General features: G+C 69.9%; 13 protein-coding genes. 8 read left to right on the top strand and 5 right to left on the bottom strand.

Annotated elements, in window-relative coordinates; all coding sequences use genetic code 11:
* Positions 1–143: 143 nt before the first annotated feature.
* The 5 genes from ADL25_RS15140 to ADL25_RS15120 form a co-directional block, all read right to left on the bottom strand.
* Positions 144–1,205: an ABC transporter permease gene (locus ADL25_RS15140; RefSeq protein ID WP_059128256.1), complete on the bottom strand. Its 1,062-nt coding sequence runs from the start codon at positions 1,203–1,205 to the stop codon at positions 144–146.
* A complete protein-coding gene (locus tag ADL25_RS15135) occupies positions 1,198–2,706 on the bottom strand; it encodes a sugar ABC transporter ATP-binding protein (RefSeq protein ID WP_059128255.1) in 1,509 nt (502 codons plus the stop codon). The genes ADL25_RS15140 and ADL25_RS15135 overlap by 8 nt, the downstream gene beginning before the upstream one ends.
* Before the next feature lie 20 nt (positions 2,707–2,726).
* Positions 2,727–3,803 carry a sugar ABC transporter substrate-binding protein gene (locus ADL25_RS15130; RefSeq protein WP_059128254.1) on the bottom strand — a complete coding sequence of 359 codons (1,077 nt, stop codon included), beginning with the start codon at positions 3,801–3,803 and terminating at the stop codon, positions 2,727–2,729.
* A 104-nt stretch (positions 3,804–3,907) separates the two neighbouring features.
* Entirely contained in the window at positions 3,908–4,666 is a 759-nt protein-coding gene (locus tag ADL25_RS15125; RefSeq protein ID WP_059128253.1) for an SDR family NAD(P)-dependent oxidoreductase, read from the bottom strand.
* Positions 4,663–5,970: an enolase C-terminal domain-like protein gene (locus tag ADL25_RS15120; protein WP_059128252.1), complete on the bottom strand. Its 1,308-nt coding sequence runs from the start codon at positions 5,968–5,970 to the stop codon at positions 4,663–4,665. Before ADL25_RS15120 ends, ADL25_RS15125 begins: the two co-directional genes overlap by 4 nt.
* A gap of 304 nt (positions 5,971–6,274) precedes the next feature.
* Here ADL25_RS15120 and ADL25_RS15115 point away from each other — a divergent pair, with 304 nt between their 5' ends.
* The 8 genes from ADL25_RS15115 to larE all read left to right on the top strand — a co-directional run bounded on the left by ADL25_RS15115 (position 6,275) and on the right by larE (position 13,819).
* Complete coding sequence (locus tag ADL25_RS15115) at positions 6,275–6,988, top strand: FadR/GntR family transcriptional regulator (protein WP_059128251.1); 714 nt, start codon at positions 6,275–6,277, stop codon at positions 6,986–6,988.
* A gap of 103 nt (positions 6,989–7,091) precedes the next feature.
* The gene (locus tag ADL25_RS15110) at positions 7,092–7,943 is read left to right on the top strand and encodes a fumarylacetoacetate hydrolase family protein (RefSeq protein WP_059128250.1); all 852 of its coding nucleotides are present in this window, start codon (positions 7,092–7,094) and stop codon (positions 7,941–7,943) included.
* The gene (locus ADL25_RS15105; RefSeq protein ID WP_059128249.1) at positions 7,943–8,932 is read left to right on the top strand and encodes an aldo/keto reductase; all 990 of its coding nucleotides are present in this window, start codon (positions 7,943–7,945) and stop codon (positions 8,930–8,932) included. Before ADL25_RS15110 ends, ADL25_RS15105 begins: the two co-directional genes overlap by 1 nt.
* On the top strand, positions 8,929–9,864 hold the full coding sequence (locus ADL25_RS15100; protein WP_059128248.1) for an amidohydrolase family protein: 936 nt from the start codon (positions 8,929–8,931) through the stop codon (positions 9,862–9,864). Before ADL25_RS15105 ends, ADL25_RS15100 begins: the two co-directional genes overlap by 4 nt.
* On the top strand, positions 9,861–11,141 hold the full coding sequence (gene larA, locus ADL25_RS15095; RefSeq protein WP_059128247.1) for a nickel-dependent lactate racemase: 1,281 nt from the start codon (positions 9,861–9,863) through the stop codon (positions 11,139–11,141). The genes ADL25_RS15100 and larA overlap by 4 nt, the downstream gene beginning before the upstream one ends.
* Positions 11,138–11,827, top strand: a complete 690-nt coding sequence (larB, locus tag ADL25_RS15090) for a nickel pincer cofactor biosynthesis protein LarB (protein WP_059128246.1) — start codon at positions 11,138–11,140, stop codon at positions 11,825–11,827. The genes larA and larB overlap by 4 nt, the downstream gene beginning before the upstream one ends.
* Positions 11,824–13,005, top strand: coding sequence for a nickel pincer cofactor biosynthesis protein LarC (gene larC, locus ADL25_RS15085; RefSeq protein WP_059128245.1), 1,182 nt, complete (start codon positions 11,824–11,826; stop codon positions 13,003–13,005). The genes larB and larC overlap by 4 nt, the downstream gene beginning before the upstream one ends.
* On the top strand, positions 12,995–13,819 hold the full coding sequence (gene larE / locus ADL25_RS15080) for an ATP-dependent sacrificial sulfur transferase LarE (protein ID WP_079050364.1): 825 nt from the start codon (positions 12,995–12,997) through the stop codon (positions 13,817–13,819). The genes larC and larE overlap by 11 nt, the downstream gene beginning before the upstream one ends.
* The last annotated feature ends 73 nt before the right edge of the window (positions 13,820–13,892 follow it).

The raw sequence follows: 13,892 nt of genomic DNA, 5'->3' as shown, positions 1-13,892 counted from the left end.
GTATGGGTCCTTCCGGCAGGAGTTCGCCTCGCCGGTACGCAGGTCGGCGTCCCGGCCGTGGTCGCCGCCGTCTGACGCGGTGTGGTCAGCCGGACGCGGGCGGCGGCGAAGGAGGAGCGAATGCCGGGCGAAGGCGGCGCTGCCTACTCCTGTGCCTTGCCTCCGGTGATGCGGGACAGCGCCAGGGCGATCAGGATGATCGCGCCGTTCAGGGCGCCGATCCACTGCGCGGGGACACCCCCGAGGGTGAGGACGTTCTGGATCAGGAAGAGCAGCAGGATGCCGGTGAACGCGCCGAACACGGTGCCCTTGCCGCCGTTGAGACTGATACCGCCGATGACCGCGGCGGCGAACACGGTGAAGATGTAGCCGTTGCCCTGTGCGGAGGCCACCGAGGCCAGGCGTCCCGAGAGCAGCAGGCCGCTCAGCGCGGCGAGGACGCTCGCGGTCACGATGACGATCCACAGCACCCGGTCGGTGCGGATGCCGGCCGCTTTCGCCGCGTCGACGTTGCCGCCGATCGCGTAGAGGGAGCGGCCGAAGCTGGTGAAGCCGAGCACCACGATCCCGATGGCGAACAGGATCAGGCAGGTCCACACCGAGGCGGGCATGCCCAGCCACTGGGCTGTGCCGAGGTAGAGCATCGATGGGGGCAACTGGAAGAAGGTCTGGCCGCCGGAGATGCCCGTCAGGATGCCGCGCAGCACGATCAGCATGCCGAGCGTCACGATGAAGCCGTTGAGCCCGAACCGGATGATGAACAGGGCGTTCACCACACCGATCAGAAGGCCGACCGTCAGGGTGATGGGGATGGACCAGCCGCCGGGCAGGAGTCCGATCCCGTGCGCCGCGCCCGCCGGGATGGTGAGCCAGGCCGCGACCCCGGGGGCGAGCCCGACGGTGGACTCCAGGGAGAGGTCCATCTTCTTGACGATCAGCACCAAGGTCTGCGCGAGGACCAGCAGTGCTATCTCGGACATGGTCTGCAGTACGTTGATCAGGTTGTCGGCCTGCAGAAACACCGGATTGACGATCTGGCCGACGATAGCCATGACGATGATCGCGGGAATGAGTGCCAAGTCGCGCAGCCGCGCGAAGGCGATTTTGCGTTCCCCCGTCCTCGCGGCGGCCGGCTGCTCGCTCGCGGTGTCCGGCTGCCCGCCGTTCGGGCTCTTCGCGGCGGCTGCGGTCGCACTGTCAGACATCGAGGTCCACTCCTTCCATTGCGGCCACGAGCTCGTGGTCGTGCCAGCCGCCGGCCTTCTCGGTCACTACACGGCCCTGGAACATCACCAGGACCCGGTCGCACATGCGCAGGTCGTCGAGTTCGTCGGAGGCGATGAGCACCCCGGTGCCGGACTCGGCGATCTCCTCGACCTTGCCGAGGAGGAACTCCTTCGACCGCACGTCGACGCCGGCGGTCGGATTGATCAGCACCAGCACCTTGGGGTCGTTGGCCAGGGCCCGCGCCATGACGACCTTCTGCTGGTTGCCTCCGGAGAGCCCGGAGACGGGCAGCTCCGGCCCAGGTGTCTTGATCGCCAGATTCTCGATCATGGAGCGGGCGAAGGCGTCCCGGCGGCGTCCCTCGATGAAACCGGGCGGACCGAGCCGTTCGGGAATGGTCAGGGTCCCGTTGTCCGCGATGGACATCTCCGGCACGAATCCCTGGTGGTGGCGGTCTTGCGGGACGAAGCCGACCCCGGCCTTCAGCGCCGCGGGCACGCTGCCGGACCGTGGACGAACCCCACCGATCGTCACTGTGCCCCTGTCGGCGGCCCGTAGTCCCACGACCGTCTCCGCCACCTCCGTACGGCCGCTGCTCGCCGCGCCGGCGATACCGACGATCTCCCCGGCGCGGATGCGGACGGACACGTCCTCGTACGCGCCCTGTACAGCGGCACCTTCCACGGTGAGTACATCCGGGGACGAGGTGTCCGCGTGGCGACGGCGTGCCCTGGCGGTCTCGGTCGCGCCCTCGCCGGTCATGGCGGCGACCAGTTCTGCGCGGGGCAGTGCGGCCACGGGGGCGGTCAGGATGTGCCGGGCGTCGCGGAACACCGTGACCGTGTCGCAGATCTCGTAGATCTCCTGGAGGTGGTGGCTGATGAACAGGAAGGTGACGCCCTGTCGTTGAAGGTCCCGGATCCGGGTGAACAGCCGGTTGATCGCGGCACCGTCCAGCTGCGCGGTGGGTTCGTCGAGGATGATGAAGCGCGCCCCGAACGACAATGCCCGGGCGATCTCGACGAACTGCCGCTGCTCGATGTCGAGTTCGCCCGCGGGGGTGCGCACGTCCACGTCGACCGACCAGGTCCGCAGCAGCTCGCGTGCCTTTCCGCGTACCGTTTGCCAGCTGATGAGGCCGCCGCGGCCGCGGTCGTGCCGGTTGAGGAAGAGGTTCTCGGCGACCGTCAGCCCGGGGATGATGGTGGACTTCTGGTAGACGCAGGCCACACGTTGCCGCCACGCGTCACGGTCCGCGGGTCGGGGGGCCGGCTCGCCGCCGAACGTCACCGTGCCCTCGTCCGGTGCGTGAAGCCCGGTGAGGATGGAGACCAGTGTGGACTTGCCCGCACCGTTGCGCCCGACGAGCGCGTGCGTCTGCCCCGGCGTGATCGTGATTCCGGCGTCGCGCAGCGCCACCGTGGACCCGAACCGCTTGGTGATCCCTGCCGCCTGGGCGACGGGCGGAGCCGTAACCATGTCTGCGTACCGCCTTCCGGTCAGCCGAGGTTGTTGCCCCAGAGGGACTTGTCGTCGCTCTTGAGGCTGGGGACCCCGCCGTAGGTGCCGCCGTCCGCCGTCACCAGGGGTGCGGAGAGCTGGTCTTCCAGAAGGCCCTCGCGCACCTTGATGATCGTGCTGTCGTGGTCGGTCTTGCCCGGCTTGAACGTCTTGCCGTCGAGCGCCGCCTTCAGGTAGTAGAGGGCGTACTTCGCGTAGAGGTCGGCCGGCTGGGAGACGGTGGCGTCGATCCGGCCCGCCGCGATGTCCTTGAGCTCCTCGGGAATGCCGTCGTTGGAGACGACGAACACATGCTTCTTGTCTTCAGGACCGACCAGCAGGTTTTTCTGCTTGAGCACCTGGAGCGTGCCGGAGAGGGCGAAACTGGACTGCATGTACACGCCCTTGATGTCGGGATGCGCGGTCAGGTCGGTCTGGAGCTTTTGCGCCGCGACCGCTCCGTCCCAGTTGGTGGCTTCACCGAAGACCTTGATGGACGGGTAGTTCTTCTTCATGCACGCGTTGAACGCCTCGGTACGGTCGCGGCCGTTGACGGAGGCGAGATCGCCCTGGAGCATGACGACCTTCCCCTTGCCTCCCAGCTTGGTCCCGAGGTACTGGCAGGCCTTCTCGCCGTATGCGCGGTTGTCCGCGCGCACGACCATGTACACATTTCCGGTGTCGGGACGGGTGTCCACCGAGACGACCGGGATCTTCTTCGCCTCCAGTTGCGCGAGGGTGGGCGCGATGGCGGCGGTGTCCTGCGGTGCCATCGCGACGCCTTTGACGCCCTGGCTGATGAACGTCTGGACGTTGGCGGTGAGCTTGGCGACGTCGTTCTGTGAGTTGGTGGTCTTCAGGTCGAGCTTGAGTTCCTTCGCGAACTGCGGGGTGTACTTGATGTACGAGTTCCAGAAGTCGGTGTCCGAGCGCGGGTAGTCGACCCCGATCACCCCCGAACCACCGCCCTGGCCCGAGGCCGACCCGGATCCGGAACCGCCGCAGGCGGTGAGCGCGGTCACAGTCAGGGCGGCGAGGCCGCCGAAGCAGGCGTATCGGGTGGTTCTGAGCTTCATCGCTCGTTCTCCTTGCTGGTGGGTCACGCGGACGGGCTGTGTGCGGAGCCGGCTGTGCGGGGTGCGGATGCCGTGAGTGAGAGCCGAGAGAAAGGGGAGCGGGGTCAGGCGCGCGGGCGGATCCGCAGGCCTTGCATGCCGCCGTCGACGGGGAGGTCGGTGCCGGTGGTCGAGCCGGACAGCGGGCTCGCCAGGTAGGCGATGGCCGTGGCGACTTCCTCGGCGGAGACGAGACGGCCCATGGGCTGGCGGGCGTTGAGGGCGGCGCGTTCGGCCGCTGGGTCGGCGGCCCGGTCCAGGAGGCGGCCGATCCACGGGGTGTCGGCCGTGCCCGGGTTGACGCAGTTGACGCGGATGCCGGAGTGCACGAGGTCGGCGGCGGCTGCCCGGGTGAGGGCGAGCACGGCGCCCTTCGTCGCTGAGTAAAGCACCCGGTCGGGCAGTCCCGCGGTGGCGGCGATGGAGCAGGTGTTGACGACGGCCGCGCTGTCGGAACGGCGCAGATGGGGGAGAGCGGCCCGGGTCACCCGGACCATACCGAGGACGTTGACGTCGAAGACCCGGTGCCACTCGTCGTCCGTGTTGTCCTCGATGGTGCCCTGGGCGCCGATCCCGGCGTTGTTGATCAGGATGTCGATGCCTCCGAGCACGCGCGCGGTCTCCTCGACGGCTGCTCGAACGCTCGCATCGTCGGCGACGTCCGCGCGGATACCGATGAGGGGTTCGGGAACGTCCTCCGGTTTGAGGTCGAGGCAGGCGACGCGGGCACCACGGACAGCCAGTAGGCGCGCGGTGGCCAGCCCGATGCCGGAGGCGCCGCCGGTCACGAGGGCTGTCAGTCCCGCGAACTCGAGAGCGCTCATCCGTCGGACTCCCCGCTCCACACAGGGCCGTCGGGGTAGCGGTGGTCCGCTAGCGACTGCGGGTGCAGTTGGGCGCTGATGCCGGGGGCGGCCGGGGCGAGGTAGTGGCCGTCGCGGATGCTGACCGGGGCGGTGAAGTGCTCGTGCAGGTGGTCTACGTACTCGATCACACGGTTCTCGGTGGTGCCGCTGACGGCCACGTAGTCGAACATCGCCAGGTGCTGCACCATCTCGCACAGTCCGACCCCGCCGGCGTGCGGGCAGACCGGGACGCCGAACTTGGCGGCCAGCAGCAGGATGGCGACGTTCTCGGTGACACCGGCGGTGCGGCTGGCGTCGAGCTGCAGGACGTCGAGCGCGCCCGCCTGAAGGAGCTGTTTGAACATCACCTGGTTGTGTGTGTGTTCACCCGTGGCCACCTTGATCGGCGCCACCGCCCGGCGGATGGCGGCGTGGCCGAGGATGTCGTCCGGCGAGGTGGGTTCCTCGATCCAGTACGGATCGTAGGGCGCGAGCGACGCCATCCAGTCGATCGCCTGCTGAACTCCCCACGCCTGGTTGGCGTCGACGGCGATCCTGATGTCCGGGCCGACCGCCTCGCGGGCCAGCCGCATGCGGCGCTCGTCGGCTTCGCGGTCGGCGCCGACCTTCAGTTTGATCTGCCCGAAGCCATCGGCGACTGCCTCCTTGGACAGCCGTACCAGCTTCTCGTCGTCGTAGCCGAGCCAGCCGGGGGTGGTGGTGTATGCGGGGTATCCGTGCTTCAGAAGGTCCGCGGTGCGTTGGGCGCGGCCGGGCTCGGCCCGGCGCAGGATGTCAAGGGCTTCGTCTCGGGTGAGGGCGTCCTGGAGGTAGCGGAAGTCGACGAGGTCGACCAGCTGCTCCGGGGAGAGCTCGGCCAGCAGCCGCCAGACCGGCTTGTCGCTACGCCGCCCGTAAAGGTCCCAGACGGCGTTGACGATCGCTGCGGCGGCCATGTGGATGGCGCCCTTCTCCGGGCCCAGCCAGCGCAGTTGGCTGTCGCCGGTCAGCCGACGGGAGAACCCGCCGAGATCGGCCAGTACCTCCTCCACCGGCAGCCCCACGATCAGCGGGGCCAGGGCTCGTACGGCGGCGACCTCGACCTCGTTGCCGCGTCCCACGGTGAAGGCGAGTCCGTATCCCTCGTTCCCGACGCTCGTACGGATCGTCACATACGCGGCCGAGTAGTCGGGCTCGGGGTTCATGGCGTCGGAACCGTCGAGGTCCCGCGAAGTCGGGAACCGTACGTCGACGGCCTCGACCGCGCTGATCAGCTCACTCATCGGGCCCGGCACCTTCGGCTAGGAGGGTCCGGTGCTGTCTCGGCGCCATGGTGACCACCCATCGTCGTGTGTCAAAAAGATGTCCTCTCTGCTAGAGCAGATGCTGGACATGGGATGGATTTATAGAGTCGACCGGTCCGAGTGTCCATACCCCGGGAGAAAAAGGCATGGATTGGCGCGTCTCACCTGTGCTTTTACGCCGACGTCATATACGGGACGGGGGTTGCGCCATCCCATCTCTTCCGTAGTGATGGGATGTATTGCTAGGCTGCCATGGCCTGGGCGACGAGCAGGGAGCAGCCGCATGTCATTGACCGACAAGGCCATCGACCGCATCAGGGATCTCATCCAGTCCGGCGAGCTACCGCCAGGCGCCAAACTGCCGCCCGAGCAGCAACTGGCCGCGGAGCTGGGCCTGTCCCGCAATCTGATGCGGGAAGCGGTGAAGGCACTGGTGGTCGCACGGGTGCTGGAGATCCGCCGGGGCGACGGCACGTATGTGACCAGCCTCGAACCGGAGCTGTTGCTGAGCAGCATCGGGTCAGCGGTGGAACTGCTGCGCGGCGACACCCTGCTGGAGCTGACCGAGGTGCGCCGCCTCTTCGAACCGGTCGCCACAGGGCTGGCCGCCACCCGGATCTCGGCCGAGGAACTGGCCGAGGTGGAGCGGCACCTGGACGCGATGCGAGCGGCCCGGGACGACGTGGAGCGGCTCAACGAGCACGACGCCGCGTTCCACCGGGCGGTCGTCGCGGCCACCGGCAACGCCACCCTGGCCACCCTGCTGGAGGGGATCTCCAGCCGGACGCTGCGCGCACGCGTATGGCGCGGTCTGGTCGACGACAACGCCGCCGCCCGCACAGTCGCCGAACACGAGGCGATCCACCAGGCGCTGGCCGCCGGCGACGCCCCCCTCGCCCAGGCCGCCGCGCTCCTGCACGTCAGCACCACCGAGCAGTGGCTGCGCGAGCACCTGGAGCCGAACGGCGGCGTCCCGAGCGACGTGATGAACGTCTAGCAGTTCCTTTCGCGCCATCGTCCACCGATCCGTCGTCACCCCCCGTGTCCGGTCCCAGGGGCCGGACACGGGCAGGCACGTTCCCTCAGCGAGGAGCACCCCGATGAGATTCCTGCGCGTGGGCCCTGCGGGCTCCGAGCGTCCCGCCGTCCTCGACACCCACGGCGTCGCTTACGACCTGACCCCGCTGAGCGCCGACATCGACGGCACCTTCCTGGCCGGAGGCGGCGTGGAGCGCGCCCGCGCCGCGCTGGCCGAGGGAGCTCTGCCGCGCACCGATCTGACCGGACAACGGACCGGCGCTCCGCTGGCGCGCCCGGGCAAGGTCGTGTGCGTCGGGCTGAACTATGTCGATCACGCCGAGGAGACCGCGACCACGCCCCCGGCCGAGCCGGTGGTCTTCATGAAGGCCGCCAACACGGTAGTCGGACCCGACGACACTGTTCTCATACCGCGGACCAGCATCAAGACGGACTACGAGATCGAACTCGCGGTGATCATCGGCCGGACCGCCCGTTACCTGGACTCGCCGGATGCCGCCGACGAGGTCATCGCGGGCTACGCCATCGCCGACGACGTGAGCGAGCGCTCCTTTCAGCACGAGCGCGGCGGGCAGTGGGACAAGGGCAAGTCCTGTGAGACGTTCAACCCGCTCGGGCCCTGGCTGGTGACGCCGGACGAGACCGGGGACCCCCAGGACCTGGCGCTGCGGCTGCGGGTCAACGGCGAGCCACGCCAGGACGGCCACACCAAGAACATGATCTTCGGTGTACACCACCTTGTCTGGTACCTGAGCCAGTTCATGGTGCTGGACCCCGGCGACGTGATCAACACAGGAACCCCGGCAGGAGTCGCCTTCGGCGCCAACGACTTCGCCTACCTCCGGGCCGGCGACGTGGTCGAGGTGGAGATCGACCGGCTCGGCCGTCAGCGGCACACCGTCGGGCAGGCCTGATGGCCTCCGCGGTTCGCCCCTGGTACGCCGAACGGGTACCTCTCGGACGCTCCGGAGTGACGGTCAGCCGCATCGGGCTGGGCACCGCTCCGCTGGGCGGTCTGTTCTCGGCCGTCGGCGACCGAGAGGCCGCCGGCACGTTGGAGGCCGCTTGGGCGGCCGGGATCCGGTACTTCGACACCGCCCCGCACTACGGTGCCGGGCTCGCCGAGCGGCGGCTCGGATCATTCCTCACCGGCACCGGGCACCCGCGCTCGGAATGCACGGTGTCCACCAAGGTCGGCCGGCTACTCGTGCCGGGCGACCCCATTTTGGGAGAAGAGGGCTTCCACGGCGAACCCGGCCTTGTCAGGATCCGCGACTACAGCACCGAAGGCGTCTACCGCTCCCTCGCCGAGAGCCTGGAGCGCTCCGGCCTCGACGCCTTCGACATCGTGCTCATCCACGACCCGGACGACAACTGGAAGGAGGCCGTCACCGGCGCTTACCCGGCGCTGGCCCGGCTGCGCGCCGAAGGAGCGGTCCGGGCGATCGGCGTGGGGATGAATCAGACAGCGATGCTCACCCGCTTCGTGACGGAGACAGACCTCGACTGCGTGCTCGTGGCCGGCCGCTACTCCCTGCTTGATCGCAGCGCGGCCGACGAGTTGCTGCCCGCGTGCGCCGAACGCGAGGTGGGCGTCCTGGTCGGCGGTGTCTTCAACAGTGGCATTCTGGCGAATCTGGGAGCCGATGCCACGTACGACTACGCGCCGGCCCCAGAAGCGGTGCGGTGCCACGCCCTCGCTCTCAGCGAGCGCTGCGCCGCCCACGGCGTGGCGCTGGCCGCCGCGGCCCTGCAGTTCCCGCTGCGGCACCCCGCCGTCACCGGTGTCGTCGTCGGGGCGCGCAGCGCGCAGGAGATCACAGTGAACGTCGCGCACGCCACCGCGACGATCCCCGAAGAGCTGTGGGCGGCGCTCGATGCCCTCGAACAGGACGGACGATGAGCAGGGTCGACGCACACCACCACGTCTGGCGGCCGGCATCGGCCCCACCGTCCGCCACGGGCTCGGGCCCGCGGCGCCGTGTACACGAGTGGCTCGACGCTCCCGGCATGGCCCCGCTACGGCGGGACTTCACCTTGGCGGACCTGGCGCCGGCAGCCCGGGCCGCGGGCATCGACCGGACGGTCCTGGTCCAGGTCCTGCCCGACATCGACGAGACCGCCGAGTTCCTGATGCTGGCCGCAGCGGGCGATGTGGTCGCGGGAGTCGTGGGCTGGGCCGACCTCACCTCGGACGACCTCGCCGGCACCCTGGACGCCCTGCGGGCGGCGCCCGGTGGTGACCATCTGGTGGGCCTGAGGCACCTGGTGCAGGGCGAGCCGGACCCGGGCTGGCTGAATCGGCCGGACGTGCGTCGGGGGCTGCGCACGGTCGCGCAGGCCGGCCTCACCTACGACCTGCTCGTCCTCCCGCACCAACTGCCCGCCGCCATCACCGCCGTCAGGGAGCGGCCGGAACTCACGTTCGTCCTCGATCATCTGTCCAAGCCGCCCATCGCCACGGGCGAACTTCAGCCCTGGGCCTCGTTGGTCCGTGAACTGGCGGCGCTGCCCAATGTTTTCTGCAAGCTGTCCGGCATGGTCACCGAGGCCGAACGGCACCAGTGGAGCGTGGACGCCCTTCGTCCCTACGCCGACGTGGTGCTCGACGCTTTCGGCCCGGAGCGGGTGATGTTCGGCTCGGACTGGCCTGTCTGCCTGCTGGCCGCCTCCTACGAGCAGGTCGTCGACGCGGCGGAGGCACTGACTGCCGACCTCACCGCAGCCGAGCGTTCCCATGTCTTCGCCGTGACGGCCGAGCGCGCCTACGGACTGGGCGAGAGAGACGGGCGAGGGCGAGCCGGTGACGGAGGTCCTGTGGGGGTGGTCCGGTGAAGGTGCGCCTCGCCTACGGGCAGTCAGGGCTTGACATCGAGGTGGATCCGCGTGCGGCGACGGTCGTCGAACCCGTCCACCACGAGGGGGCCGCGGAGCAAGTGGCCGTCCTGCGTGCGGCCCTGCGAGACCCGGTCGCCGGACCGCCGCTGCGCGAGCGGGTGCGCCCGGGGCAGACGGTGGCCATCTCGGCCTGCGACGGCACCCGCCCGCAGCCCCGGCACCTGATGATCCCGGCCGTCCTCGACGAACTCGACGGCGTCGTCCGCCCAGAGGACGTGGTGATCCTCGTCGCGACCGGCACCCACCGCGGCAACGACGACTCCGAGCTACGGGCGATGTTCGGCGACGAGATCGTGGACGCGGTACGGATCGTCAACCACGACGCCCGCGATGCCGGGCAGTTGGCATGGATCGGCACATACGGCAACGGCGTGCCGGTGTGGCTCAACCGCGAGTGGTGGGAGGCAGACGTCCGCATCACCACCGGCTTCGTCGAACCCCATTTCTTCGCAGGTTTCTCGGGTGGTCCCAAGCTCGTCGCCCCCGGGCTCGCCGCCCTGGAAACGGTGCTCGTGCTGCATGACGCGGCCCGCATCGGCGACCCGCGCGCCACCTGGGGCATCACGCACGGAAACCCGGTCCACGACGACGTGCGCGCCATCGCCGAAGCCACGGGCGTCACCTTCGCGCTGGACGTGGTGCTCAACCGGGACAAGGACATCGTGGCCGCGTTCGGCGGCGACCTGCTGCCGATGCACGCCGCCGCGACGGCCACGGCCAAACGGATGGCGATGCGCCCGGTCCAGGCGCCGTTCGACGTCGTCGTCACCACCAACTCCGGCTTCCCCCTGGACCAGAACCTGTACCAGGCGGTCAAGGGGATGTCAGCGGCCTACCAGGTGGTCCGGCCCGGAGGGGTGATCGTGTGCGCGGCCGAGTGCCGTGACGGCTTCCCCGACCATGGCTCGTACCGGCGGGTGCTGGCCTCCGCGCCGTCCCCACAGGCGCTGTTCGCCGACATAAGCGCCCGGACCGAAACGATTCCGGACCAGTGGCAGGTGCAGATCCAGGCCCGTATCCAGTCGGGCAGCCAAGTCATCATGCACACCTCCTTCCTCAGCGACGCAGAGCTGGCCACAGCCCATTTGCGGCAGACCCACGACATCTCCGCCACCGTGGCGGAGGCGCTGGCCGCCGCGGGCCCGGACGCCCGCCTCTGCGTCCTGCCGGAAGGTCCGCAGACCATTCCGTACATCGAACGGGGGCGGACGTGAGCGAGGTGCTGGACCTGGGATACGCACGGCTCGACCTCGGCCGTGAGGCGAGGCAGGGACTGCCCGAGGTCGTCTACGGCCCCGGCAAGAGCGCGGAACAGATCGTCGGAATCGTCACCGGGCTCCTGGAACACAACACCGGGCCCGTGCTCGCCACCCGCGTCGCCCCCGATGCGGCGGAGGCAGTCCTGGGGCGGGTGGCCGGCGGGGCGTATGACGAGAAGGCCCGACTGCTGTCCTGGCGGCCGGCCGCCGCCGGGCACTTCTCCGTCATGGTGGTGGCCGCCGGAACGTCCGACGGTCCGGTGGCCGCCGAAGCCGCCGCCGTGGCCTCGGCCATCGGACTGGACACGACGGTCGTCCACGACGTGGGGGTGGCGGGACTCGACCGCGTCCTGCAGGTGCGCGGCCGGCTCCAGGACGCCGACGCGGTCATCGTGGTGGCCGGCATGGAAGGCGCCCTCGCCAGTGTGGTCGGCGGCCTGGTGCGCGCCCCCGTTGTCGCGGTGCCCGTCTCCACGGGATACGGCGCCTCACTGGAGGGCGTCACCGCACTGCTCGCCATGCACGCCTCCTGCGCCGCCGGGGTGACCGTGGTCAACATCGACTCCGGCTTCTCGGCGGCCATGGCGGTCCACCGCATCGCCCAGGCCCGGCTGACAGCAGACCACGGAGGCACCGAGTGATCTGCTGGGTCAACCCGTTCACCGGACTGGCCGGGGACATGCTGCTGGCAGCCCTGATCGATGCGGGGGCACCGCTCGACCGGATACGGGCCGCTGTCGCCGCCACCGGCCTGACCGGCTGGGACCTGACCGCCGAACGCATCACCGACCACGGACTGACCGCCACCCGGGTCCGGGTGGAGGTCACCGACCCCTGCACCGAGCGCCGTGCCGCCGAGGTGCTGGAGATGGCCTCCCGGGCAGCCCCCCAGCCTGTCGCAGCCCTCGCCGTCGCCGCCGTGTCCGCCATCGCCCAGGTGGAGGGGCAGCTGCACGACGCCGACCCGGCCACCGTCCACCTGCACGAACTCGGCGGCCACGACACCCTAGTCGACATCGTCGGCAGCGCCGCGGCCCTGAACGCCCTCGGCGTCACTGACGTCATCAGCGCACCCCTGCCACTCGGCCGGGGCCGGGTGAAGAGCGCGCACGGCGTCCTGCCCTGCCCCGCGCCGGCCACCCTCGCCCTCCTGACGGGAGCGGCCGTCACGGGCAGCGACCTGCCCGGCGAAACGGTGACACCCACCGGAGCCGCGCTGCTCCACGCTGCCGGAGCCCGCTACGGCCCACCGCCGCCCATGACGCTGGGCGCCACCGGCTACGGCGCAGGCGCCCGCCGCCTGCCCGATCGGCCCAACGTCGTCTCCGTCAGCCTCGGTGCCCCCCTTCCATCCGCACCGGACGAGGACGTGGTCGTCCTGGAGACCAACCTTGACGACGTCACCGGCGAACTGCTCGGGCACGTCATCACAAGGGCGCTGGACGCCGGTGCCCTCGACGTCTGGACGACCCCCGCGGTGATGAAGAAGGGCAGACCCGCCCAGATCCTGCACGTCCTCACCACCCCGCACCACGAACGACGGCTGCGGGATCTGGTCTTGGCCGAAAGCGGCGCCCTCGGCATCCGGCGCGTCGGCGCGACACGCACGACGCTGCCGCGCGCCTTCGAGACCGTGGAGGTCGCCGGACACGTCGTACGGATCAAACACGGTCCGCACGCGGCCAAGCCCGAGCACGACGACGTAGCGGCCGCAGCCTCGGCCCTGGATCTGCCCTTGCGTGCCGTCGCCGCGCGCGCCCTTCGTCTCAGCCGAGGAAAAACGATGGTGACGAGTCAGGAGGAAGAACGTGCCGAGTGAGGACACCTTGGAGCACCGGCTCGAGGACCGTGTGCGTGCGCTCAGGGGCCCCTTCGCCGTCGCCTACTCAGGCGGCGCCGACTCCGCACTGGTCCTTGCCGCGGCTGTACGTGTGCTCGGGCCCGAGCGAGTCCTGGCCGTCACCGCCGTGTCGGAGAGCCTGGCCGACGGGGAGCTTTCGCACGCCCGGCGCCTCGCCGACGAGCTCGGGGTCACCCATCTCGCGGCGCGCACACATGAGTTGGCGCAACCCGGTTACCGGGCCAACGGTCCCGACCGCTGCTACTTCTGCAAGTCCGAGGTGCTGGACACGATCGCCGCACTCGCCCGCGAGCGGGGCCTGGAGATGGTGGCCACCGGCACCAATGTGGACGACGCCGCAGACCCCTACCGGCCGGGCATCCGCGCCGGACGGGAACGCGGCATCCGAACGCCCCTCCTCGACGCCGGCCTGACGAAGGCGGACGTACGCCGACTCAGCAGGCACTGGTCGCTGCCCACCTGGAACAAACCGGCGACTCCTTGTCTTGCCAGCCGTGTTCGCTACGGCATCGAGGTCACCCCTTACCGCCTGGCCCGCGTCGACCGCGCCGAGACGGCCATACGGGCCTTGCTGGCCGAGGCCGGACTGCAGGTCACGGACCTTCGGGTCCGCGACCTTGGAGACCGGGCCCGCGTCGAGGTGGATCCGGCCCTCGTAGCCCGGACCGCGGCATTGCCAGCCCTCGCTGAAGTGCTCGCCGCCGCAGGCTTCGCCGACCTGCCCCACGAGGTCGAACCGTTCCGCTCGGGACGGCTCAACATCGATTCCTGATGCCGTTCGTCAAACCGCGAGAGTGCTGGACGGCGTGAACTTGTAGCACCGTCCGCCTCGTGAACGGACTCCC

The organism is Streptomyces sp. NRRL F-5122 (assembly GCF_001507435.1).
GTDB lineage: Bacteria > Actinomycetota > Actinomycetes > Streptomycetales > Streptomycetaceae > Streptomyces > Streptomyces lannensis.
The sequence above is the reverse complement of the archived record's forward strand: the minus strand, read 5'-3'. Positions and strand labels throughout refer to the sequence as shown.

What these genes read in the sequence shown, in the direction of transcription:
- ADL25_RS15105 (WP_059128249.1), top strand. Translation starts at nt 7,943, where the DNA reads ATGGCCTCCGCGGTTCGCCCCTGGTACGCCGAACGGGTACCTCTCGGA.
- ADL25_RS15135 (WP_059128255.1), bottom strand. Translation starts at nt 2,706, where the DNA reads ATGGTTACGGCTCCGCCCGTCGCCCAGGCGGCAGGGATCACCAAGCGG.
- ADL25_RS15120 (WP_059128252.1), bottom strand. Translation starts at nt 5,970, where the DNA reads ATGAGTGAGCTGATCAGCGCGGTCGAGGCCGTCGACGTACGGTTCCCG.
- ADL25_RS15115 (WP_059128251.1), top strand. Translation starts at nt 6,275, where the DNA reads ATGTCATTGACCGACAAGGCCATCGACCGCATCAGGGATCTCATCCAG.
- ADL25_RS15100 (WP_059128248.1), top strand. Translation starts at nt 8,929, where the DNA reads ATGAGCAGGGTCGACGCACACCACCACGTCTGGCGGCCGGCATCGGCC.
- ADL25_RS15125 (WP_059128253.1), bottom strand. Translation starts at nt 4,666, where the DNA reads ATGAGCGCTCTCGAGTTCGCGGGACTGACAGCCCTCGTGACCGGCGGC.
- ADL25_RS15140 (WP_059128256.1), bottom strand. Translation starts at nt 1,205, where the DNA reads ATGTCTGACAGTGCGACCGCAGCCGCCGCGAAGAGCCCGAACGGCGGG.
- ADL25_RS15130 (WP_059128254.1), bottom strand. Translation starts at nt 3,803, where the DNA reads ATGAAGCTCAGAACCACCCGATACGCCTGCTTCGGCGGCCTCGCCGCC.
- ADL25_RS15110 (WP_059128250.1), top strand. Translation starts at nt 7,092, where the DNA reads ATGAGATTCCTGCGCGTGGGCCCTGCGGGCTCCGAGCGTCCCGCCGTC.